This is a genomic window from Acinetobacter sp. GW821-FHT09D10 (genome assembly GCF_059416285.1).
In genome coordinates this window covers 90,573-115,075 of the sequence record NZ_JBWKOW010000004.1, presented here as the reverse complement: position 1 = coordinate 115,075, position 24,503 = coordinate 90,573, and the positions used below count along the sequence as shown (strand labels likewise).

Sequence of the window (24,503 nt, the reverse complement as noted above, 5' to 3'; positions counted from 1 at the left end):
AAGGTGGAGAGTTAGCTCCATTATTGTGGAAAACCCTCCTGAATGAAAGGAGGGTTAGGGAGGACTAAATTTAAATTAGTGGCGGAAGTGGCGCATACCAGTGAAGACCATCGCAATACCAGCTTCATCAGCTGCTGCAATAACTTCCTCATCACGCATAGAGCCACCTGGTTGAATAATGCATTTAATGCCAGCTTTAGCAGCATTATCAATACCGTCACGGAACGGGAAGAATGCATCAGATGCCATTACAGCGCCTTCAACAACCAAACCAGCATGTTCAGCTTTAATGGCAGCAATACGAGCTGAGTTAACACGGCTCATTTGACCTGCACCTACACCAATAGTTTGGCGATTTTTCGCATAAACAATTGCATTTGATTTTACATATTTCGCAACTTTCCAAGCAAAGATGAGGTCATCAATTTCTTGTTCAGTTGGTGCGCATTTGGTTACTACTTTAAGATCATCTTTAGTAATCATACCTAAGTCTTGATCTTGAACTAATAAACCGCCATTAACGCGTTTGTAGTCAAGTTGTGGTGTACGTGCGTCAATCGCAGGTAATTCGCCACAAACTAAAACACGTACGTTTTTCTTAGCGCCAGTAACTTCAAGCACGCCATCAGCAATACTTGGAGCAATAATTACTTCAACGAATTGACGCTCTACAATTGCTTGAGCAGTTGCAACATCTAACTCACGGTTAAATGCAATAATACCGCCGAAAGCAGATTCTGGGTCAGTCGCATAAGCTAAATCATAAGCAGCTTTAATGCCGTCTAAAGAAACAGCAACACCACAAGGATTAGCGTGTTTTACAATCACACAAGCAGGTTTTGCAAATGATTTCACACATTCAAGTGCAGCATCTGTATCTGCAATGTTGTTATAAGACAATTCTTTGCCTTGTAACTGTTTTGCCGTAGAAACTGACGCTTCTTTTGCATTTTCTTCAACGTAAAATGCAGCAGATTGATGTGGGTTTTCACCGTAACGTAAATCTTGTGCTTTGTTCAATTGAGTATTGAACGTACGAGGGAATAAATCAGCTTCGCCTTCGGTCTTACCAACGCGAGCGCCTAGGTAAGAAGCGATCATGCCGTCATATTGAGCTGTATGTTCAAATGCTTTAACCGCTAAATCGAAGCGTGTTTCATAAGAAAGTGAACCAGCAGCTTTTAATTCAGTAATAACTGTATCGTAATCTGAAGCATTTACCACAATACCGACAGAAGCGTGGTTTTTAGCAGCAGCACGAACCATTGTTGGACCGCCGATGTCGATATTTTCGATAGCATCAGCAAGTGAACAGTTAGGTTTTGCAACTGTTGCAGCGAATGGATAAAGGTTCACAACAACAAGATCAATCGGATCGATGTTGTGTTCTTCCATTACTGCTTCGTCTAAACCGCGACGAGCAAGAATACCGCCATGAATTTTTGGATGTAATGTCTTAACACGACCATCCATCATTTCAGGGAAGCCAGTATATTCAGATACTTCAACAACAGCGATATTATTATCTTTAAGCAACTTGTATGTGCCGCCTGTAGATAATAGTTCTACCCCTAAAGCTGCAAGGTTTTGAGCAAATTCGACAATTCCTGTCTTATCAGATACAGAAATCAAAGCACGTTTAATAGTCATGATGTTTAATTCAACAATTTCAAGTCTACGGATTAAAACCAATAAGCATAAAAAAATGCCCACGACGTCGTGAGCATTTTATCATTTATTCACTCATCAAACCGTGAGCTTTTAACTTTTTGCGTAAAGTGCCACGGTTGAGTCCAAGAATCTCTGCAGCACGGGTCTGATTACCACGTGTATATTCAAGAACTACAGATAAAAGAGGTTTCTCCATTTCTGCTAGCACCATGTCATATACCTGAGATGGCTGCTCACCTTGCAATTGTGCAAAATAATGACGAACTGCGCGATCCACGTGGATGCGAAGAGCAACATCAGATTGTGCAGTAAAAATAGGAGATTTGCTATTCATGCGAGTTAATCCGAAAATCAAATACTAGCTTGGATAAAGTAGTATATAAATGTGGTCTAAAAATACGGAGTCCTGTTTTAGATCCTAAAACAGTGACTCTAAAACATAAGAACAATTAGCTTGCCATATTTCTTCGTATTGAATAAAAAATAAGCGTAACAATAGTTAAATATTTGTTACAGCTCCCTCAAAAACAAAAAAAGTTAGGCTATGTGCTTAATGTAGAAAAGCACACATGCTTAACAGTATTTTTTTTGGATTGAGAGCGAGGAGTATATGAGTCAAAGCTTTCGTGGCGCGTATCATACCATTGTCTAGGAAAAAGTGAGCAAATTAACTGCATTTTTTTTTATTTTTTTTTCACTTTTTTTACATTTTAGGGGTGGACAATTTCTAATCGATAATTTAGTAGGCTTTTTTTGCTTCTGTTTAGCTCAAATTGGAATCGGAAAGGGGTATTTGAGGGAATGCGCTGAATACCTCGTAAGTTTTCAACAAGATATTGTTGAGGCGTCAATATAATTTCTTCTGTTTTCTTTGACTCTGTTGCAAAACTCAACTTTAGATTAGGAAGTTCAACACTTTTATCATTCTGATTAAGCAATATGCCTGAAAATTGCGTATGACTTGTGTCAACTTTGCGGAGTTTTAACTTTTCTATATAAATAAGTTGATATTGTTCAGTTGACTTATTGCAGTGCAGTATTCCACATACATAATTAAATGCATGGCTGACGGTTGGGCTTGCATGCATGAGCTTAGGGTTAAACCAGAGAATTTGAAAAGTGAAGACTAAAATTAAAATAAGGTTGGCAGAGCTCCAGAGCGTGTAGTACAACCAGCTATGCTTTTTATTATTGTCTTGTTCTTGTGAAGATGCTTGTTCAGCTAAATTAAGATTGGGTAGAGCGTTAATAGGTTCGTTGTGAAAATAATTTAAGTTGTTGAGATAGGTTAAAAGATCAATATTTGAATTCTCAACTTTTTGATCAAAGATATCTAACACGTGAGAATGTGTCATATATCTAGTTTGCATTGAACCGTTGACTAATGTAGATGAGTTAACCATAACAGGCTGTTCAATATTAATCAGATGGGTGAGTGCATTAAAGCTCGAATCACATTTAGGGCAACAAACCATACCCTGAGCAACAGTCAATTGAGTAAGAGATACTTTATAGACTGTTAAGCATTTAGGGCAGCGGGTTTGTTTTTCATTCATGAGTTAAAATATTCTCAATTTATTATTTGCGTTTTCCTGAAATGCGACACCAATTTTCTTCGCGTTTTTCGACATCTAATATATCAAAAAATTCAGAATAAACACGTGAAACATCAGCAACTTGCTCTTCAATTACACCTGCAAGTGCGAACTCACCGTCAGATTTAAGTAAATTTGCAAACTCCGGCGCAAGTGCCATTAATGGACCCGCTAAAATATTTGCAACTAAAACATCTGCCTGTTGAGGTTTAAACTCTTGATCGAATTCTTCAGGAAGGCCTACATATAGTCGATCTAATACGCCATTAAGTTCAGCATTTTGTTTTGTTGCTAAAACAGCCTGAGGGTCAATATCAGTGGCATATACTTTTTTAGCGCCTAATAATAAAGCGGCTACACCTAAAATGCCTGAACCACAACCATAATCAATGACGATCTTATCTTTAACGTCAGTTTTACCTAGCCATTGTAAGCATAAGAAAGTACTTGCGTGGTTACCTGTACCAAACGCAAGACCTGGGTCTAGCTTAATATTAGTTGCATCAGCTTCTGGTGGCTCTAGCCATTCAGGTACGATCCAGAACTTTTCCCCAATTTGAATTGGCTCGTAATAGTCCATCCAAGCGCGTTCCCATACTTGATCTTCGAGTTCTTCATGACGGATAGGAGCGTCTGGAAGTTGAGCTTTTAAGAAAGCTTCTAAAGTGTCGACATCAATAGGGTCTTGTTCGTCTTGTTGATAAATGCCTGTCACAATCACTTTATTCCATAAAGGTGTTTCACCTGGTAATGGTTCAAGTAAAGCCTGATCTTCAGCATCATCCAGAGTTACGCTTACCGCACCTAGAGACATTAAAAGTGTTTCTGTGAACTCAACTTGTGCTTGATCAACGGTAATGTGTATTTGTAACCACTTCACGAAAAGGACCTAAAAATTTTATTTAAAGGCGTATTGTAGCTGACTAGACAGTTTTAAAAAAGAAAGCGGCCCATCTTTAATGGGCCGACTTTAAAAATACTGAGGAGGTATAGTGGAAAATAAATTGCTTCTTCTATACCTCGTGTCGAAACAGATTAAGGAGCAGGGGCTTTAAATTGTAACTTACCATTTTCATTTGGTTGGCAAGTACCATTAAAGATTACGCCGTTATGGTTGTAAGCTACCCATTCACCCTGACTTTTTTTAGTACAAGCTCTCAGCTGTTTTTGCATCTCTGATTTGCCTGACTCAGCAGCATGATGAGCTGTTTTGGTTGATTTAGCCATATGAGTCGATTTAGCAGTATGATTGGTCGCAGCGTGGGTCAACGTTACGCCTGAAAAACAAAGTAGAGATGCGGTTAAGATTTTTAACATAGTCGTTTTCATTTTGTATTCCTTCTTGTCGCGTTAATTTTAAAGTTATAGAAGTGCTGTACGTTTTTTATTCTAAGATGAATTTATTTTAATAACATTCACTTTGTATTGAGTTCATGAAACAAAATGTCAAATCATGTGGCGTACCGTAAATTATGTGAAGATGATTTTGTAATTATGTACATCAATAAGCAGATAATTTTGATATAATGTTCCGTCTTTTTTTTTCTGGTGTTTTTGTACTCATGCACTATCCTAAAGTTTATGATGTTATCGTTATCGGTGGCGGTCACGCAGGTACGGAAGCGGCCCTTGCTGCTGCGCGTATGGGACGACAGACTTTGCTTTTGACCCATAACATTGAGACTTTGGGTCAAATGAGTTGTAACCCAGCAATCGGTGGTATTGGTAAGTCGCATTTAGTACGTGAAATTGATGCGCTTGGCGGAGCAATGGCTTTAGCTGCCGATAAAGGTGGTATTCAGTTCCGTATTTTAAATTCACGTAAAGGTGCGGCAGTACGTGCAACACGTGCTCAGGCTGACCGCGTTCGCTATAAAGCTGCCATCCGCGATACTTTGGAAAATCAAGCAAATCTTGATATTTTCCAGCAAGCGGCTGATGACCTGATTGTTGAAGGTGATACGGTTAAAGGTGTTGTTACCCAAATGGGTATTCGCTTTGATGCTAAAACTGTTGTGTTAACTACGGGTACATTCTTGGGTGGTGTAATCCACGTTGGTTTACAAAAATCAAGTGGTGGTCGTGCGGGTGATCCCCCTTCAATTGCACTTGCTCAGCGTTTACGTGAATTAAATTTACCTGTGGGTCGTTTAAAAACGGGTACACCACCACGTATTGATGCACGTTCGGTTGATTTTTCAGTCATGATTCCGCAGCCGGGTGACTTCCCATCGCCAGTTATGTCGTTCATGGGTGATGCTTCTATGCATCCTGAACAAGTAAATTGTTATATCACGCATACCAATGAAAAAACCCATGACATTATTCGTGGTGGTTTAGATCGTTCACCAATGTATACCGGTGTTATTGAAGGTGTAGGACCACGTTACTGCCCATCAATCGAAGATAAAATTCACCGTTTCGCTGATAAAGACTCGCATCAAGTATTTTTGGAACCAGAAGGTTTAGATACACACGAGCTTTATCCAAATGGTATTTCGACTTCGCTTCCATTTGATGTTCAGTTCGAGCTGGTTCGTTCTATTCGTGGTATGGAAAATGCCCATATTTTGCGTCCAGGCTATGCGATTGAATACGATTATTTCAATCCACAAGCTTTGAAATTCACTCTCGAAACTAAAGCTATTAACGGGTTGTATTTTGCTGGCCAAATTAACGGTACAACAGGTTACGAAGAAGCAGGTGCCCAAGGTTTACTTGCTGGCTTAAACGCTGCGCGCCGTGCTTGGGAACAAGAAGAGTGGACACCTAAGCGTGACCAAGCTTACATGGGTGTATTGGTTGATGACCTCATTACTTTAGGTACTAAAGAACCATACCGTATGTTTACCTCACGTGCTGAATACCGTTTGATGTTGCGTGAAGACAATGCGGATCAACGTTTGACGACTGTTGGTCGTGAACTTGGTTTGGTTGATGATGTGCGTTGGGCTGCTTACTGTGAAAAAATGGAAGCGGTTGAGCGTGAAACTTCTCGTTTACAACATTTGTGGGCGGCACCAAATAACCCTATGGGTAAAAAATTCGTTGAGATGACAGGTGCTGACTTAAGTAAAGAATGTAGTGCAATTGATTTGCTTAAACGCCCTAATATTAACTTTGGTCAAATTGCCGAACTTACTGGTTCTGAAGTTTCGGAGCACGTGGGTGAGCAAATCGAAATTGCTGTGAAATACGAAGGTTATATTAACCGTCAGCATGAAGATGTGGCTCAGTTAAAGCGTCTTGAAGAGACCAAAATTCCTACCGATTTTAATTATGATATTGTGTCTGGTTTATCTCGTGAAATTACCCAGAAATTAAAAACGGTTCTTCCGGAAACATTAGCTCAAGCGAGCCGTATTCCTGGTGTTACACCAGCAGCTGTTCAACTTGTAATGATCACAATTCGTAAAAATAATATGATTAAGAAAACAGCTTAATCTTTTAAATGCAAAAAAGCCCAGTTAAGACTGGGCTTTTTTATTTTCTGCTCAAAAATATATGAAAACTTCCTAAGGAAGAAAATAGATTTCGCTTCCTTTTTTTCTTATTTCACATATTTCAAGCAGCCAGTTATATTAAATTCACGTTCAAACAAGAGGGCTTTAACCATGACAATGAAATCAATTCGCTACAATAGAGATGAAATGGCATGCCAATGCTTATGTTCAAAATAGCGCAAAAGAAAGAGCAGGTCAGTTTTGTAGGGGGAGAACACATTGATCTGAAAACAAGTATAAATATAAGAGCCAATATAAAATTAAGAAAATTATAATTCAAAATCTAAAGAGAACCTTATGGTTCTCTTTTTTATATCTATTTATTCTCAGATTCAATTTCTCGTACAGCATTGTGTACTTGTATAGGCTCGATATGCAGTAACTTCTTGCCAAAACTACGCAACCACCACACAAGTTGAGATGTAAAAGGTACGGTAGCGGTAACTTCTACAATATTTTCTTCAAGTGGAACTATAGTTTGGTCCTTACTTAACTGACTTTCATAGAAAGTTCGAGCAGTTTGCTCTGTCATCGTTAATGTGAGTTGAATTGACTCAGTTGGCTGCTTGTAGTCCACTCTAAAGCCTAAAGCGCCTGAATCTATATAATGATCAATATCAAAATTGACAGGATGCAGTGCTCGACTATCTAAGACTTTTGCTGATTTAAAACGGTGCAAGGCAAATGTTTGAACTTCAGTTTTGTCATGTCGTGTGCAAATTAAATAAATTACTGCACCTTTTTGTACCAAAGCCAAAGGATTTAAAATATAAGTTTTATCCTCGCCCTGATTTACTCGTGCCCGATAAATACATTCTATTTGTTTGTCTTGGAGTAGACCTTCATAAATTGCTTGTTGGGCATTTCGGTCCACTACAGGCGGAATAAGAGGTTGGCTTGCTGGTACGATGCGTACTCGGTTAATCCATTGCCTAACATTATTTTGTGTAGAGAGACTGCGTTTAGCCAAATCAAACCAAGGCCCCATCTCATCAAGCAGACTTGGTGGAAGTAAGTGTTTAAGATGCTCCTCAACCATCATAAATGTTACTGCCTGAGAGCTAGTCATGTGCGGTAAGCTCTGAATAGGTGCGTCGGATTGCCACCGCCAGCCTTGAGGTACAGCCTTATTACTTTCTATTGGAAAGCGCTGAGCAATTTGGTTTAAATCACGCTGAATAGTCCTTAAACTGATATCAATACCTTCACGTTCAAGCATTTCCTGTAACTCCCGCGTCCCGATCCATTTACCGGTAGGGAGGCGAGATAAAATCTGCCATTGGCGATATAAACTATTTGAAGTTTCTTTTTCTATTACAGACATAAGCGTAATACATCTATATCCAACTGCTTTGGTGTCAACACAATAAAAAATCTTTACACATTTAGCAAGTTTGTCAGATTCGGTTTATAGGTCCTTTTACAATCGATGTTAAGATTTAGAGGAAGAAAGTTATAACAAAGCACCGTAAAAATATTAAAGATATATAAATGGCACTGAAATTGCTTATTTAAAAATGAAATATAGATAAATGATAAGACGAGGTGGTTATGTCAGAACAAGAGCATGAATTACATATAGATAATGATTTTTTTATACAAGAGCAGACGACTAAGGCGATCATTAACCCAACCTCTTTTTTAGAACATATTTCCGTACAAACCAACCTATTTGAGCAGCTAAAATCACAGTTTTTTAATGAGATGCTTGACGATGTAACATCAAATGGTGCGGCTTCTAAAAAAATTGAGCAATGGTTGAGTATCCGTACTTTAGATGAATTAAAAGAATTGAATGCTCAAGCGAAGCAACATTTTCTTTATCACGGCATTACTTTTAACGTATATGGTGATAAAGAAGGTGCAGAGCGAACAATTCCTTTTGATTTAATTCCAAGGGTGATTGAAAAAAAACAATGGGAGAAAATAGCTTCGGGCTGTGCACAGCGTGTTAAAGCTTTAAATTACTTTTTAGATGATATTTATCATGGACAACATATTTTGAAAGAACAGCTCATTCCCGAAGAGCAAATTATGGGGAATGATGCTTTTCAGCCACATATGCTTAAACATTCTCTGAAAGGTAAAATTTATTCACAAATTAGTGGAATTGATATTATCCGTGATGGTGAAGGAGAATTTTTTGTATTGGAGGATAATTTAAGAACACCTTCTGGCGTATCTTATATGATCGAAAGCCGAAAAATTAGCCAAGAATTGATGCCAGAGCTATGTGCAACCAATAATTTACAGGGAATTGAGCATTATCCAAAACTTTTAAAAGAAATATTGCAGGAGAATTCACCTGCGGACAGACCTTTTATTGTGGTACTAACACCAGGACGTTTTAACAGTGCTTATTATGAGCATGCTTTTTTAGCACGTGAAATGGATGTACCACTGGTTACAAATCGGGATTTATTTGTAGAAAATGATCAAGTTTTTGTTAAAACTATTCGTGGGCGTCAAAAAGTAGACGTAATTTATCGCCGTTTAGATGATGATTTTCTGGATCCGTTAGCATTTCGACCGGACAGTGCGTTAGGTGTGGCGGGTCTTATGTCTGCTTATTTGCAAAAAAATGTTGTTATTGCAAATGCGCCTGGAACAGGTGTGGCTGATGATAAATCTATTTATCCTTATGTGGATCAAATGATTCAATATTATTTGGGTGAAACACCAATTCTAAAAAATGTACCTACTTATCAGTGCCGTAAAGATGAACATTTAGATTATGTACTTTCTAATCTGGACCAGCTAGTTGTTAAAGAAGCACAAGGGTCGGGGGGGTATGGCATGTTAATTGGGCCTCAAGCAAGTTCGTGTGAAATTGATGACTTTAGAAAAAAATTGATCGCCACACCTCATATGTACATTGCACAACCTACCTTGGCCTTATCTGTTGCTCCAACTTTAACTACATCTGGGGTGGCTGAACGTCATATTGACTTACGTCCATTTGTATTGAGTTCACCTTATCGTACAGAAATAGTGCCAGGTGGTTTAACAAGAGTGGCCATGCAGGCTGGCTCTTTAGTCGTAAATTCGTCCCAAGGTGGCGGCATAAAAGATACATGGGTTGTCGAAACATTACATTCCTAATTGTGGGTTAAAGAGGAACTTTATGGTTTTACTCAATTCGAGTGCGCATCAAATATATTGGTTGGGTCGATATTTAATGCGAGTTAAATTTGCTGCCTCTCATTTACCCTTTACGCAAGATGAGAAAGCAACAAAATTTGCAGCAGCATTTGGTTTAGTCATAGAAAATGCTGAATTACTAAATCACTATATGTTAGACAAGAAGCAAACATTTTCATTACTGAACCAGCTCGTTATTGCTAAAGATAATATTCAGGCACTAAGAGGTATATTGTCATCAAATGCTTATGCAGAATTAAATAATGTTATTAACACGCTTCACCCCCAAGCTGAGACTTTGAGAAAAGCTGTTGAACAATGTACTCAAATATTAGAAGCGGAGAATGAAGATATTTGTTTATTTCTGCATTTAGGTCAAAAAATAGAGCAATTTGATATAGAACTACGTTTTGGGCAGGATTTATCAGTGCTCGTGTCAGAGCTAGATGTTGTGGTGCAACGGCTTGTTAGCTTAGGTTGGGAGAATATAGATCAAAATTGGCAAGTACTAAAGCATCAGCTAACTTGGGACGCTTATTATACTTTTACACAGCAGCTGGAAAATATGTTTGAGGTCTGATTATGAAATTGATGGTGAATCATCAAACGCATTATAGCTATACTGAAACTGCTCAAAACAGTATTCAGTATATTAAAATGATGCCTCAAACATCACCGCATCAACATGTTATGAATTGGGCGATTAGCGTGCCGGGTGACAAAACGATAAAAAGGGACATATTTAACAATGTATGGATGACGGCTAGTCAGCGTTATCAATACCAACATCTTACATTTATGGCTCAAGGAATCATTGAACTTCAAAATGTAGAGCTAGGTTGTGTAAATCTATCTACACCGACAAATTTGTTTTTGCAGATGACAAGTGCAACCCGATGTGATTTGGCAATGTTGGACTTTGCCAAAAATATTGTGGAGGTCAAAGACCGACAGCATATTGCATTATTAAGTGAACATATTTTGCAGAAAATACTCTATCAGCCTGAAAGTACTTCGGTTCAGACAACTGCAACTGAAGCATTTCACGCTGGGCAGGGTGTATGCCAAGATCATGCTCATGTTTTAATTGCGATGTGTCGTGCGCTACAATTACCGGCACGTTATGTTTCTGGTTATCTATTTGATCAAAACTATCCGCACCTTGCCAGTCACGCTTGGGCGGAAGTATTTTTAGAAAATCAGTGGTATTGTTTTGATGTAAGCAATCAGTTGTTTACACCCAAACATCATATCTACCTTGCAGTAGGCCGTGACTATCTTGATGTGGCACCTATTCGTGGTGTAAGAGAGCAAGGTGGGGTGGAAAACATGATGTCTGTGGTTCAGGTGTTGGCATGTTGAATGTAAAGAGAATGAAATGACCTATTGTTGTGCGCTTAGATTGGAACAAGGTTTAGTGTTTATTAGTGACACGAGAACTAATGCAGGAGTTGATCATATTTCTGTGTTCCGAAAATTGCATACTTTCGGCGTTACTGGAGAGCGTTTCATGGCCTTACAAACAGCAGGTAATTTGGCGACAACACAAGCTGTTATAGGTCATTTGCAAAATGCTCTCACATTGCAGCAAGAACCTAACTTATATAGTGTCAATACGATGTTTGAGGCGGCTGAACTGATTGGTAAAACCTTAAAAAGTGTTTTAGAAGATATTAGTTCAGACACTCAAGAACAAATGAATTATGCGTGTAGTATTTTAATAGGTGGGCAAATTAAAGGCGGTGAAATGCAGCTTTATAATATCTATCCGCAAGGTAATTTTATTTGTGCAACTACGGATACACCCTATTTCCAAATAGGAGAAAGCAAATACGGAAAACCTATTTTGGATCGTGCTCTATATTATGCGATGCCGCTAGATGATGCATTACGTTGTAGCCTGATTTCTTTTGATTCAACCTTGCGCTCAAATGTTTCTGTTGGATTGCCGCTTGATGCATTGGTTTACAATAAAGATAGTTTCATTATTCCGGTGGGTAAACGAATTACCGAAGATGATCCGTATTTTTCACAAATTAGTAAACAATGGTCCGATACTTTACGCCGTGGTTTGCAAGAATTGCCAAAACCGACTGATGATTACTGGCGATAAAATTTTTAAAAGCTGATAAAAAAATCCAAGCATGCTTGGATTTTTTTATATTTTATTATTTAACTGCTTTTACGAATAGGGCGATTACTTAAGCGACAGAGTAATTCATATCCTATTGTTCCGTTTGCATCGGCGACATCATCAACTAAGCGGTGTGTTCCCCAAAGTTCGACTTGAGAACCTAATTTAACTTGAATAGCTGTAACGTCAATTGCAAGCATATCCATGCTGACTCTGCCCACTACAGGACATAATTGCCCATTAATCGCTACATAATTTTGTTTAATATAAGCTCTCGGGTATCCGTCACCATAGCCAATAGAAACTATTGCAATATCCATTTTTTGTTGCGCACAGAAGGTTGAACCATAACCTACATGTTCTCCAGCTTGAATGTGATTCAATGCAATCACTTCTGCTGTAAAGGACATGACTGGTTTTAGGTCAAGATCATGTACTGTTTTATCTGCAAAAGGCGAAGCGCCGTAAAGCATAATGCCCGGGCGAACATAGTCAAAATGTAATTCTGGCCATTTATAAATAGCAGCAGAATTACAGCAAGATGCTAAAACTGGATCACAAGCTTGTTTAACCTGTAAAAATTGTTGTTTTTGTTGCTCGTTGAGGGGATGGTCCACATCTGCATTTGCGAAATGCATCGCTAGTACACAGGTAAAGCCTTCAGATTTTAAAGTTTTAATGACCTCAATAATTTCAGGAACTTTAAATCCTAAACGGTTCATGCCGCTATTGAGCTTAATCCAGACTTTTAGGCCTTGAGCGATGTATTCTTGCTTATGTTTAATTAACCATTCAAACTGCTGTTGATGGTGAATCACACATTCAAATTTTTGCTCAATTGCAATAGGCATTTCATCTTCAGAAAATGCCCCTTCAATTAAAGTAACAGGTTGTTGAAATCCAAGTTCGCGAATTTCTAAACCTTCTTGTAGGCAGGCGACACCAAAGGCATCTGAGGCATTTAAGGCTGCTAAACAGTCTTTGATTCCATGTCCGTAAGCATTAGCTTTCACCATACTTACAATTTTTGAATTTGCTGCGAGTTGTTTGACACGGTTTAAATTATATTGAAGCGCATGGCGATCAATATAAACTGTTGCTTGGCGCACCCTCATTTACTCCTTTGGGCTAGAGATAGAGTTTATTCTTCATCATCATATTGGCTGTAATACTCAGGAGAGAGATTACTAAATCGAGTATATTGACCTTCAAAGGCAAGACGAACTGAACCAATTGGACCGTTACGCTGTTTACCAATAATAATCTCTGCGGTACCAGCTTCTTTCGACTCTTTGTTATAAACCTCATCACGGTAAATAAACATAATCAAGTCGGCATCCTGTTCGATCGCACCAGATTCACGTAAGTCTGACATTACTGGGCGCTTATTTGGTCGGTTTTCCAGACTTCGGTTGAGCTGGGAAAGTGCGATAACAGGGCAGTGCATTTCTTTTGCTAAGGCTTTCAAGCTACGTGAAATTTCTGAAATCTCACCCACACGGTTATCACCCATGCCAGGAACTTTCATGAGCTGTAAATAATCGACCATGATACAGCCGATTTTACCATCATGCATTTTGGCAATGCGTCGAGCACGGGCACGAAGTTCCGTTGGAGGTAGGGCAGAGGAGTCATCAATATACAAATGCATTTGTTGAAGCTGCAAAATGGTGCCAGTAACTTTGGTCCATTCATCAGCATCTAAGTTCCCCGAACGTAAATGTCCTTGGTGAACTTTACCCATTGCAGAAATAAGACGCATCGCAATTGAGTCTGCTGGCATCTCCATTGAGAATACCAGAGCGGGTAGCTTGTTATATTGTAGAACGCTTTCAACCAAATTCATGGCGAAAGTGGTTTTACCCATAGATGGACGTGCAGCAACAATAATTAAGTCACCAGCTTGCATACCAGATGTTTTATTATCAAGTTCTAAGAAGCCAGTGGTTAAACCAGTAATATTGCCATCTAGTTTTGAGAGTTCATCAAGTTTACTAATTACATCAGCGGTGACAGAGCTAATAGATTTAGGACCTGCATCTTTTTTATTGTTATTGTGCTGTTCTGCTAAAGAGAAAATACTGGTTTCTGCTAGATCTAGAATCTCACTAACACCTCGACCTTTTGTGTCATAAGCATTTTGTAAAATTTCAGTACTGACTTTAATCATACTACGAAGCGTAGAGAACTCTTTAATTTTGGTGGCATACGTTTCTAAGTTATAGAAGCTTGATGGGGAGTCAGCCATAAGCTGCATTAAATATTCTTCGCCACCAATAGCATCAAGTAAATTTTGTTTTAAAAGCCAATCGTTAACTAAGACCGCATCATAAGGTGAATTTTCTTGTGCGAGTTTTTCGATTGCACGGTAAATATATTTATGGCGAGTCGCATAGAAATCATTTTCTTTTAACATATCACTAACTTGCTCGAAAGATTCGGCAACTGTCATTAGTGCAGCAAGTACAGCTTGCTCAATGGCTAAATTGTGTGGGGGAGTGCGAAACTCTTTAAGTTGGCCTGATTCACTCGTCTTATTTTCTGTTGGAGATGAACGGGTTAAAGAACTGGCATTCGCCTGAGACATAATTAGACCTGATGATAAGAAAGGTGTACGCAAATAGCCTGTGAGGCCGAGAACTATCTTAAAACAAAATTAAATAAACTACCTAATTAAAAAACCAATTAAACTAAAGAACTGATCAGGAATTAATATATCTTATTTTAAAAGTAGGGCACATAAAAAAAGAGCATGCAAAAGCATGCTCTTTTTTTGGTGAGAAATTACTCAGATACGATAGTAACGAGAACTTCTGCAGCAACATCATGATGCAATTGGATTGCGATGTTGAATTCACCAGTGTGACGAAGTGCGCCATTCGGTAAACGAACTTCTGCACGGTCAACTGCAAGACCAGCATTCGTTAAAGCGTCAGCGATGTCACGAGTACCGATAGAACCGAAGAGTTTACCTTCGTCACCAGCTTTAGCAGTGATAACGATATTAACTTCATTCAATTGTTCAGCACGTGCTTGAGCAGCAGCTAAAATTTCAGCTTCTTGCTTTTCAAGTTCAGCGCGACGAGCTTCGAAAGCAGCAGTGTTAGCTTCAGTAGCTGCAACTGCTTTACCTTGAGGGATAAGGAAGTTACGGCCGTAACCAGCTTTAACTGATACTTTATCGCCTAATTTACCAAGGTTTTTAATGCGTTGTAATAAGATAACGTCCACAGATCACCTCACTTATGGTTGTCAGTGTACGCAATCAAAGACAAGTAGCGAGCTTGCTTGATAGCAAGTGCTAATTGACGTTGATAACGAGCTTTAGTACCAGTGATACGGCTAGGAACAATCTTGCCGTTTTCAGTGATGTACTGTTTTAAAGTATCGATATCTTTGTAGTCGATGTACACAACATTCTCAGCTGTAAAGCGGCAGAACTTGCGACGACGGTAAAAACGTGCCATTGATGTTCTCCTTATTCAGCTTCGTGAGTAACTTGCTGTGCTTCTTCGCGTTGAGCTTTACGCGCACGCTTTTCTTCAGCACTTTTAGCAAGCAATGACTCTTCAGTGATTGCGTGTTCACGACGGATGATAAGGTTACGAATGATCGCGTCGTTATAACGGAATAATTCTTCTAGCTCATCAAGCGTAGTTTGACCACATTCAACATTCATAAGAATGTAGTGTGCTTTGTGAATTTTGTTAATTGGGTAAGCCAATTGACGACGGCCCCAATCTTCTAAACGGTGAATTTGACCTTCAGCTTCTTTGATCTGAGAGATATAGCGTTCAACCATACCTACAACTTGATCGCTTTGATCTGGGTGTACTAAAAGTACGATTTCGTAATGACGCATTGTCAGCTCCTTACGGTTTAAACAGCCCCTAATAAATAAAACATTAGAAGCAAGGAGTCATAACTTAATAAGTTATGTCGCAAAATTTGCGAAGGCTGAATTATAGGTAAAAATGCGACCAAAAACAAATCTTTTGATGAGAAAAGTAAAACTTCTTTACTATAAGAGAAAATCCTCCCTTATTTAAAAGAGAGGAAGATTTGGAGCAGGGGATTGATAGGTAAAGCTAAAGCTCAAACTTAACAGGGTAATTAATATGACCGAGTAGAGAAAAAAACGTTTAGCCCAAAGTTGGTCATTTTCAGCTTTAAATCCAATAATTGATAAATATAACCAATACGCTGTTAGTGCATTAAAGGTTATTAGAAAAAATATATTGGTATAGCCAAAACAATATAAACCATTCAATACGGCTGCAAACAACAGAATATAAATGACACATTCTACTTTCGTGCGATAAATAGAGCGTGCAACTGGCAGAATGGGGATTCCGGCATTTTTGTAATCGTCAAAACGATAAATAGCAATTGCCCATGAATGTGGCATTTGCCATAGCGCATAAGCCAAAAACAAAAGTAAGGCGGCTACATCAAAATGATGAGTTACTGCTGTATAACCAATAACAGGAGGACTCGCCCCGGAAATACTACCAATTACGGTTTGATGGATTGAGGTACGCTTTGTCCACAAACTATAAAAACCGACATAGACAATAAAACCAATCATTGCAAACAAAAAAGCGTAAGCATTTACACCGAACCACAAAATACTAAAACCGATAAGTCCAAGAACAAATGCATATATAAGTGCAACAGTAGGAGAGATGGTTTTTTTGACCAATGCGCGGTTTTGCGTACGCTGCATTTTGATATCGATGTCTTGGTCTATAACATTATTTACAACACAACCGGAAGCTACAACTAAAGTTGTTCCAAGTAGGGTGAGTAGTAATAATAAGATGTCTATAGAGCCTTGGGCGGCTAAGAAAAAGCCGCCCAAGGTGGTAATGAAATTACCGAAGAGAATTCCTGGTTTAGTCAGGAATAGATATTTTTTCAACATGTCAATCAGTTTAGATCATCATGTTGTAGTGAAGGTAATTCATAATCCACACAGAACCGATTAAAAGTACCGCGATACATAAGATTGTGTAGATGAATGCAATCATATTCCAGCGTTGTTCAGATGATGTATTCATGTGTAGGAAGTACACAAGCTGTACAAGAACCTGAGCAACAGCAGCGATTGCAATTACTGTAACTAAGATGCCACGACTGAAACCACCCGCCATCACCATCCCGAACGGGATGATGGTGAGGATAACAGAAAGGATAAATCCAACAGTGTATTGCTTAAAGTTACCGTGTGACGCACCTGCAGCATTATGGTCATGACTACTCATTAGAGAACTCCCAGTAAGTAAACGACGCTGAATACACAGATCCAAACGATGTCAAGGAAGTGCCAGAACAAGCTTAAGCAAGCTAGACGACGTGTATTCGGTAATGTCAAACCTTTAGTTTTGATTTGATACATCAAGACCAACATCCACACTAAACCAGAAGTTACGTGGATACCGTGTGTACCAACCAAAGTAAAGAACGATGATAAGAATGCACTGTGAGTTGGACCATGACCTTCTTCGACAAGGTGATGGAACTCATAAAGTTCCATTCCAATGAACGTTGCACCAAAAAGGAATGTAATAAATAACCAAGTGATGACTTGATTTACATTCTTTTTATAAGATGCAAGTACAGCAAAACCGAAAGTTACCGATGAAATCAATAAGGCAAATGTTTCAGTTAACACGTAGCCTAATGAGTCATGGAACAGGTCATATGCACTTGGAGTTCCTGGTGGAATATGACTGCTTAATACAGCGAACGCAATGAAGAGTGATCCGAAAAGAATCAAGTCACTCATCAAGTATGTCCAGAAACCAAAGACCGTTAAGTCGGTATCATCATGTTCATGATGACCATCGTGGCCGTGGTTGTCGTGATGAAGTACTTCAGCCATTTCCTTAGTCCTTCTTCAAGTGTTTTTCAAGTAAAGCATAGCGTTCGTTTTCAATACGCTCAACTTCAGCAGCAGGAACATAGTAATCAACATTCTTAGTGAATGAGCTTACGATCAAGCTAACAACAGCTGAAACGAATGAAACAACAACGAGCCACCAAATATGCCAGATGAGAGCAAAGCCAAGGATCGTAATGAACATTGCAATGACAAAACCAGCAGCACGATCAGTCGGCATGTGGATGTCTTCATATTTAGTGTTACGTGCGTATGCTACACCATTTTCTTTGTCAGTCCAGAAACGGTCAATACCGCTTGCATCTGGTTCATGCGCAAAGTTATAGAACGGAGCAGGGGAAGAAGTCGCCCATTCAAGCGTACGTGCATCCCATGGATCGCCTGTAAGGTCCATGTTGTCCTTACGTTGTAAGAAACCAACAATGATTTGCATTAAGAAACATGCAATACCAATCGCAACGAGAACAGCACCAAATAATGCAATTGCAAGGTAAGGATCCCATTCTGGGTTGTCATATGTATTCAAACGACGAGTCATACCCATGAAACCAAGGATATAAAGTGGCATGAATGCAAAATAGAAACCGAAGAACCAGAACCAGAACGCAGCTTTACCCCATGCTTCATTGAGCTTCCAACCAAACATTTTTGGCCAGTAGTAAATGATGCCGGCAAACATACCAAACACCACACCACCGATAATTACGTTATGGAAGTGAGCGATCAAGAATAATGAGTTGTGTACAAGGAAGTCCGCAGGTGGAACAGCCATAAGTACACCAGTTAAACCACCAATACCAAATGTGATAAGGAAGCCAAGCGTCCATAACATTGGAGTAGTAAAGGTGATGCGACCTTTATACATGGTGAATAACCAAGAGAAGATTTTCACACCAGTAGGAATCGCAATAACCATGGTCATTATACCGAAGAACGCGTTAACGTTCGCACCAGCACCCATGGTAAAGAAGTGGTGAAGCCATACAACGAACGCAAGAACAGTAATCGCGATAGTTGCATACACCATAGACTTATAACCGAACAACGCTTTACGAGAGAAGGTTGCAACGATTTCTGAGTATAGACCAAATGCTGGTAATACTAGGATATATACTTCAGGATGACCCCATGTCCAGATCAAGTTCACATAAAGCATTGGACTACCGCCAAGCTCATTTGTGAAGAAATGGAAGCCGAAGTAACGGTCTAGAGTTAACATTGCAAGTGTACCTGTTAATACAGGGAACGATGCGATGATTAATACAGCCGTACAAAGTGAAGTCCACGTAAAAATAGGCATATCCATCAATTTCATGCCAGGTGCACGCATTTTGATGATGGTAACGAAGAAGTTAACACCAGATAAAAGCGTACCTAGACCAGAAACCTGAAGTGCCCAGATATAGTAGTCAACACCTACACCAGGAGAATATTGAATGCCAGACAGAGGAGGGTAAGCCATCCAGCCAGTCGCAGCAAATTCACCTAATACAAGTGAAAGCATCATCAAACCAGCAGCACCGGCGAATAACCAGAAGCTTAAAGAGTTCAATAATGGGAAAGCAACGTCACGAGCACCAATCTGTAAAGGTACAGAGATGTTCATCATACCAACAACGAGACCCATTGCTACGAAGAAGATCATAATTACACCGTGTGCGGTGAAGATCTGGTCGTAATGGTCTGGATGTAGATAACCTTCGCCGCCGCCTTTAGCGAGGAAAAGTTGTAGACGCATCATAATTGCATCGGCGAAACCACGCAAAAGCATGACTACAGATACAAGAATGTACATGATACCAATCTTTTTATGGTCTACCGTAATAAACCACTCATTCCACAAATATCCCCATTTTTTGAAATAGGTGATACCGCCAAGCACAACAATTGCACCAAGTGCCATAAGGACCATGGTGACAAGCACGATTGGCTCTGTCGGGATAGAGTCCCAACCCAGTTTACCAAAAATCATATCCATGTCTTATTCCCCTTGAGCAGCGTGTTCAGCTGTTGCATGCGCAGCAGAGTGGTCAACACCATGATAGTTACTCATATAGTGGTTGATAATTGTTTCAAACAATTTTGGTTCAACTGAAGAGTAATAAGTCACAGGGTGTGGCTTAGTCGGGAACGGTTTCATAGCTTCAGCTTTAGCAAGCGCTTCTTGATCACCAGCGGCTTTAGCACGATTTACTAAATGCTCGATTTGGTGCTTAGAACGGTCACCATCACGTAAGGTTGCCAATTCAGCTTGGTCAAGCGTAGTTTTTTGAACTGCTTCTGGGTTAATGGTAGAACCATTACCTGCTTTAACAGCTGCTACCCATTCGTTGAATTGTTGCTCTGTAACACTATGCGCCTTGAAACGCATTTGAGAGAAACCGTAACCTGAGTAGTTAGAAGAGAAACCACGATATACACCAGGTTCATTTGCTAACAAATGAAGGTGAGTTTGCATACCTGCCATTGCATAAATCTGGCCGCCTAACTGTGGAATGAAGAATGAGTTCATTGTAAAGTTAGAAGTGATTTTAAAGCTTAACGGAGTTTTTTCAGGGAAACGTACTTCGTTAACTGTTGCAATGTTTTGTTCAGGATAAATAAAGATCCACTTAAACTGCTCAGCAACAACTTGAATAGTTAAAGGTGCTTTATCTGATTCTAAAGGACGGTATGGGTCATACTTGTGGGAACCCCACCAAGTTAACCAAGCTAAAATACCAATAATAATGACAGGGATACCCCATACTACAACTTCAATTGTAGTTGAGTGTGCCCATGTAGGTTTATAGTCTGCATCTTTATTTGACGCGCGATATTTCCAACCAAACCATAATGCCATGATGATTGAAGGAATCACCACAAGTAACATTAAATAGATCGCAGTCATCATAAGGTCACTTTGACCTTGACCAACTGGACCTTTAGAGTTTAGAAGTACCATATCACCACCACACCCAGTCAAAAGTGCGGCAAGCGTTGATAAAGACAATACAGCTAAAATCGTTTGTCTCATTTTACAACCTCGGTGAAGAGTCCCATTCCCTAATTAAATATGGGATAGCGATTAAAGTGTCGCATGATTGAGAACGCTAATCCTTAAATTTAGACTTCTCAATTATATGACACCGCTACGTTGTAGGGCATTATGCCTCATATCGACAAACTAAGCTATACATAAAGCAGCCTGAAATAATTGTTTTAAAACCCGATTTTTTTTGTAGGGTATTTAATCTGTATGGAGCTTTTATTTAAATATCAACTCTCTATAGAAAAAATGGAGGCGAGGTGCCTCCATTTTTTTAGACTTTAAATCAATGAGTCATTTGCTATCATTTGATCACTTTTGTTCTTGCAATTTTGTCATGTAGCGCTTGGCGTTTTTGCCCTAATGCAAATGCATAGTCAATAATTGTACTAATAGGCATAAACAGTAAATTTAAAATGATAAAAACAATACTTCTTAATAAGAAGATGCGAGTTAAATTAACTTTACCATTGCTCTCGGCATCTACAATTTTAATTCCAACAATTTTCTTACCTATGCTTTGCCCAAACTTTGTTAAAAGAAAGGCTTGAATTGCAAGCATGATTACTACGTAAACAAGCATAGAATGCCAAGCTTCTATAGGGATTAAAGTGAAAAGCTGGTGTTGTAGTTCTGCTGCTTTAGTTGAAGCAACTTCAGTTGATTGCATTTGTTTTTGCAATTCAAATAATTGCTTATACTGAGATTCATTAAAGAAAAAAGACGGAATTGCAGCTATTGGTAACCAAAGCAGTAAATCAATAATTTTTGCCAAAGCTCGAGATGGAATAGAGGCAAGTTCGTGAATTTTAGGCTCTACACGAATTTGACGAATCGTTTCATTAGATGAGCTATTTGTGTTTATGACAGGTGCAGAATAACCGATAGGTTGATATACAAGTTTACCTTGGGTTAATTCTCCTAAAGCTTTCCATTCTGTCATGCCTTCATGCCAAGCTAAATCAGTTAACAAAATTTGTTGGCTAGCCAACATTTGATTTACTTGCTCTAAAGTGTAAGGCCCAGCTTGTTGATTATTACGTGCCAAGTAAATTTGCATAAATAAAAATTCTCTGTTCTAAAGATGAAAAAAGACCCACGGATGGGCCTTTTTTTATAACATATTAGATTTGTTTGATTTTTTCTTCAGCAAGGAAGAACCATGTATCTAAAACTGAGTCTGGGTTAAGAGAAACAGACTCAATACCTTGTTCCATTAACCATTTTGCAAGATCTGGATGATCTGAAGGACCTTGACCACAGATACCTACATATTTACCAGCTTTACGGCAGGCATGGATTGCCATTGAAAGAAGTGCTTTAACTGCTGCATCACGCTCATCAAATAGATGTGAAACAATACCTGAGTCACGGTCAAGACCTAGTGTTAACTGAGTTAAATCATTCGAACCGATAGAGAAACCATCGAAATGCTCTAGGAATTGTTCAGCTAATAGGGCGTTAGTTGGTAATTCACACATCATGATTACTTTTAAGCCGTTCTCACCACGTCTCAAACCATTTTGTGCTAGTAACTCAATAACGCGTTTTGCTTCAGATACAGTACGTACAAAAGGAATCATGATTTGAATATTGGTTAGACCCATTTCATCACGAGCTTTCTTGAGTGCACGGCATTCTAATTCGAAACAGTCACGGAAGTTATCAGATACATAACGGCTTGCACCGCGGAAACCGAGCATTGGGTTTTCTTCTTCAGGCTCGTATAACTTACCGCCAATCAAGTTTGCATATTCATTTGATTTGAAGTCAGACATACGAACAATAACTGGCTTGTCACCGAACGCAGCAGCAAGAGTCGCAATACCTTCAACCAATTTTTCAACATAGAAATCTACAGGTGAAGCATAACCAGCAGTACGAGTCAGAACTGCAGCACGAGTTTCACGAGGTAGGCTATCAATGTTGAGTAACGCTTTAGGATGCACTCCGATCATACGGTTAATAATGAACTCAAGACGAGCAAGACCAATACCTTCATTTGGAATTTGAGCAAAGTCAAACGCGCGGTCTGGGTTACCTACATTCATCATAATTTTGAACGAAAGCTTAGGCATAGATTCAATTGAGTTACGTTGAACTTCGAAATCTAAAGCGCCTTCGTAAATGAAGCCAGTGTCACCTTCAGCACAAGAAACAGTTACTTCTTGACCATCAGTCAATACTTCTGTTGCGTTACCACAGCCTACAATAGCGGGTACACCAAGTTCACGTGCAATAATTGCCGCGTGACATGTACGACCACCACGGTTAGTAATAATTGCCGCGGCACGTTTCATTACCGGTTCCCAATCAGGGTCGGTCATATCTGATACAAGAACGTCGCCTTCTTGAACTTTGTCCATTTCTTTAATTGAGCTAATAATGCGGACTTTACCAGAACCAATACGTTGACCAATTGAACGACCTTCACAAAGAACAGTGCCTCTTTGTTTAAGAAGATAGCGCTCCATTGTGCCTACATTTTGACGGCTTTTTACAGTTTCAGGACGAGCTTGAACAATATAAATTTGACCATCATCGCCATCTTTTGCCCATTCGATATCCATTGGCGCACCGTAGTGCTGCTCAATAATAAGCGCTTGTTTAGCTAGCTCTTGTAACTCATGATCATTTAAAGCAAATTGTTGGCGCTCTTGTTTCTCAACATCAACAACTACAACAGATTTACCAGCAGAACCTTCTTCACCATAAATCATTTTCTGGTGTTTTGAACCAAGGTTACGGCGTAAAACTGAATGTCTACCAGCATTTAATAGTGGTTTAGATAAGTAAAATTCATCTGGGTTAACTGCACCCTGTACAACCATTTCACCTAAACCATAAGATGCTGTGATAAACACAACTTCGCGGAAACCAGACTCGGTATCAAGTGTAAACATTACACCCGCAGCGCCAGTTTCAGAACGAACCATACGCTGAACGCCTGCAGAAAGTGCAACGACGTCATGGTCAAAACCTTGATGTACACGGTAAGAAATTGCACGGTCATTATATAAAGAAGCAAATACTTCTTTAATCGCAATAAGAACGTTATCAATACCGCGAATATTCAAGAAAGTTTCTTGCTGACCTGCGAATGAAGCATCTGGTAAATCTTCAGCAGTTGCAGATGAACGAACGGCAACCGCGATTTCTGGGTTGCCGTTAGAAAGTGTTGTAAAAGCGGCGCGAATTTCTTGTTCTAGGCTTGCAGTGAGTGGAGTCTCTACAATCCATTGACGAATTTTAGCACCTGTTTCTGCAAGAGCATTTACGTCATCAACATTGAGTTGAGCAAGTTCTGCTTGAATTCGAGCGTTAAGACCGCTTTGATCTAAGAACTCACGATAGGCATCAGCAGTAGTTGCAAAACCGCCTGGTACCGATACACCAGCATTTGCTAAATGACTGATCATTTCACCCAAAGATGAGTTTTTCCCACCTACGAGTTCGACATCGTGTTTCCCTAATTTTTCTAGACCGATTACGCGCGCTTCCAAAGTTTTCACTCCACTTTTGCAGTATT

At 39.3% G+C, this 24,503-nt stretch carries 23 protein-coding genes; 5 read left to right on the top strand and 18 right to left on the bottom strand.

The features are described from left to right. Nucleotides 1–75: 75 nt before the first annotated feature. From purH to AC07M3_RS11275, 5 genes are all read right to left on the bottom strand, one after another. Complete coding sequence (purH, locus tag AC07M3_RS11295; RefSeq protein ID WP_494567321.1) at nucleotides 76–1,650, bottom strand: bifunctional phosphoribosylaminoimidazolecarboxamide formyltransferase/IMP cyclohydrolase; 1,575 nt, start codon at nucleotides 1,648–1,650, stop codon at nucleotides 76–78. Nucleotides 1,651–1,735: 85 nt separating this feature from the next. Next, the gene (gene fis, locus AC07M3_RS11290; RefSeq protein WP_001086304.1) at nucleotides 1,736–2,005 is read right to left on the bottom strand and encodes a DNA-binding transcriptional regulator Fis; all 270 of its coding nucleotides are present in this window, start codon (nucleotides 2,003–2,005) and stop codon (nucleotides 1,736–1,738) included. 376 nt (nucleotides 2,006–2,381) lie between these two features. Next, on the bottom strand, nucleotides 2,382–3,227 hold the full coding sequence (locus AC07M3_RS11285; RefSeq protein ID WP_375038065.1) for a DUF3426 domain-containing protein: 846 nt from the start codon (nucleotides 3,225–3,227) through the stop codon (nucleotides 2,382–2,384). Nucleotides 3,228–3,249: 22 nt separating this feature from the next. Then, complete coding sequence (prmA, locus tag AC07M3_RS11280; RefSeq protein WP_133746918.1) at nucleotides 3,250–4,146, bottom strand: 50S ribosomal protein L11 methyltransferase; 897 nt, start codon at nucleotides 4,144–4,146, stop codon at nucleotides 3,250–3,252. Between the two features lie 155 nt (nucleotides 4,147–4,301). Beyond that, a complete protein-coding gene (locus tag AC07M3_RS11275; protein ID WP_494567320.1) occupies nucleotides 4,302–4,595 on the bottom strand; it encodes a hypothetical protein in 294 nt (97 codons plus the stop codon). 233 nt (nucleotides 4,596–4,828) lie between these two features. Between AC07M3_RS11275 and mnmG the strand changes: the two genes are divergently transcribed. Continuing rightward, the gene (gene mnmG, locus AC07M3_RS11270) at nucleotides 4,829–6,709 is read left to right on the top strand and encodes a tRNA uridine-5-carboxymethylaminomethyl(34) synthesis enzyme MnmG (protein WP_005046288.1); all 1,881 of its coding nucleotides are present in this window, start codon (nucleotides 4,829–4,831) and stop codon (nucleotides 6,707–6,709) included. Nucleotides 6,710–7,085: 376 nt separating this feature from the next. Here mnmG and AC07M3_RS11265 read toward each other — a convergent pair whose 3' ends face one another. Next, the gene (locus tag AC07M3_RS11265; RefSeq protein WP_307008959.1) at nucleotides 7,086–8,093 is read right to left on the bottom strand and encodes a helix-turn-helix transcriptional regulator; all 1,008 of its coding nucleotides are present in this window, start codon (nucleotides 8,091–8,093) and stop codon (nucleotides 7,086–7,088) included. Nucleotides 8,094–8,320: 227 nt separating this feature from the next. Between AC07M3_RS11265 and AC07M3_RS11260 the strand changes: the two genes are divergently transcribed. From AC07M3_RS11260 to AC07M3_RS11245, 4 genes are read left to right on the top strand one after another with little or no spacing between them, the layout of a single operon-like run. After that, the gene (locus AC07M3_RS11260) at nucleotides 8,321–9,871 is read left to right on the top strand and encodes a circularly permuted type 2 ATP-grasp protein (RefSeq protein ID WP_092706745.1); all 1,551 of its coding nucleotides are present in this window, start codon (nucleotides 8,321–8,323) and stop codon (nucleotides 9,869–9,871) included. Nucleotides 9,872–9,893: 22 nt separating this feature from the next. Beyond that, entirely contained in the window at nucleotides 9,894–10,490 is a 597-nt protein-coding gene (locus AC07M3_RS11255) for an alpha-E domain-containing protein (RefSeq protein WP_494567319.1), read from the top strand. Nucleotides 10,491–10,492: 2 nt separating this feature from the next. Then, entirely contained in the window at nucleotides 10,493–11,272 is a 780-nt protein-coding gene (locus AC07M3_RS11250) for a transglutaminase family protein (RefSeq protein ID WP_494567318.1), read from the top strand. A 16-nt stretch (nucleotides 11,273–11,288) separates the two neighbouring features. Then, nucleotides 11,289–12,023, top strand: a complete 735-nt coding sequence (locus AC07M3_RS11245; protein WP_004643330.1) for a proteasome-type protease — start codon at nucleotides 11,289–11,291, stop codon at nucleotides 12,021–12,023. Between the two features lie 59 nt (nucleotides 12,024–12,082). On the opposite strand, the gene alr is transcribed toward AC07M3_RS11245, so the two are convergent. The 12 genes from alr to ppsA form a co-directional block, all read right to left on the bottom strand. After that, nucleotides 12,083–13,153, bottom strand: coding sequence for an alanine racemase (alr, locus tag AC07M3_RS11240; RefSeq protein ID WP_307008965.1), 1,071 nt, complete (start codon nucleotides 13,151–13,153; stop codon nucleotides 12,083–12,085). A gap of 32 nt (nucleotides 13,154–13,185) precedes the next feature. Further along, the gene (gene dnaB, locus AC07M3_RS11235) at nucleotides 13,186–14,631 is read right to left on the bottom strand and encodes a replicative DNA helicase (protein ID WP_003652486.1); all 1,446 of its coding nucleotides are present in this window, start codon (nucleotides 14,629–14,631) and stop codon (nucleotides 13,186–13,188) included. A 197-nt stretch (nucleotides 14,632–14,828) separates the two neighbouring features. After that, nucleotides 14,829–15,275, bottom strand: coding sequence for a 50S ribosomal protein L9 (rplI, locus tag AC07M3_RS11230; protein ID WP_004643328.1), 447 nt, complete (start codon nucleotides 15,273–15,275; stop codon nucleotides 14,829–14,831). An 8-nt stretch (nucleotides 15,276–15,283) separates the two neighbouring features. Then, a complete protein-coding gene (gene rpsR / locus AC07M3_RS11225) occupies nucleotides 15,284–15,511 on the bottom strand; it encodes a 30S ribosomal protein S18 (protein ID WP_003652483.1) in 228 nt (75 codons plus the stop codon). Between the two features lie 11 nt (nucleotides 15,512–15,522). Beyond that, entirely contained in the window at nucleotides 15,523–15,906 is a 384-nt protein-coding gene (gene rpsF, locus AC07M3_RS11220; protein ID WP_003652481.1) for a 30S ribosomal protein S6, read from the bottom strand. A gap of 183 nt (nucleotides 15,907–16,089) precedes the next feature. Continuing rightward, nucleotides 16,090–16,968 carry a heme o synthase gene (cyoE, locus tag AC07M3_RS11215; protein ID WP_092706751.1) on the bottom strand — a complete coding sequence of 293 codons (879 nt, stop codon included), beginning with the start codon at nucleotides 16,966–16,968 and terminating at the stop codon, nucleotides 16,090–16,092. 10 nt (nucleotides 16,969–16,978) lie between these two features. Next, complete coding sequence (locus AC07M3_RS11210; RefSeq protein ID WP_004643325.1) at nucleotides 16,979–17,308, bottom strand: cytochrome o ubiquinol oxidase subunit IV; 330 nt, start codon at nucleotides 17,306–17,308, stop codon at nucleotides 16,979–16,981. Further along, on the bottom strand, nucleotides 17,308–17,928 hold the full coding sequence (cyoC, locus tag AC07M3_RS11205; RefSeq protein WP_005306751.1) for a cytochrome o ubiquinol oxidase subunit III: 621 nt from the start codon (nucleotides 17,926–17,928) through the stop codon (nucleotides 17,308–17,310). The genes AC07M3_RS11210 and cyoC overlap by 1 nt, the downstream gene beginning before the upstream one ends. Nucleotides 17,929–17,932: 4 nt before the next feature. Beyond that, a complete protein-coding gene (gene cyoB, locus AC07M3_RS11200) occupies nucleotides 17,933–19,924 on the bottom strand; it encodes a cytochrome o ubiquinol oxidase subunit I (RefSeq protein WP_003652474.1) in 1,992 nt (663 codons plus the stop codon). A gap of 3 nt (nucleotides 19,925–19,927) precedes the next feature. Further along, the gene (gene cyoA, locus AC07M3_RS11195) at nucleotides 19,928–20,962 is read right to left on the bottom strand and encodes a ubiquinol oxidase subunit II (protein ID WP_092706753.1); all 1,035 of its coding nucleotides are present in this window, start codon (nucleotides 20,960–20,962) and stop codon (nucleotides 19,928–19,930) included. A gap of 316 nt (nucleotides 20,963–21,278) precedes the next feature. Continuing rightward, nucleotides 21,279–22,034, bottom strand: coding sequence for an RDD family protein (locus AC07M3_RS11190; protein WP_133746915.1), 756 nt, complete (start codon nucleotides 22,032–22,034; stop codon nucleotides 21,279–21,281). A 64-nt stretch (nucleotides 22,035–22,098) separates the two neighbouring features. Further along, nucleotides 22,099–24,486, bottom strand: coding sequence for a phosphoenolpyruvate synthase (ppsA, locus tag AC07M3_RS11185; protein WP_170834047.1), 2,388 nt, complete (start codon nucleotides 24,484–24,486; stop codon nucleotides 22,099–22,101). Nucleotides 24,487–24,503: the final 17 nt, after the last annotated feature.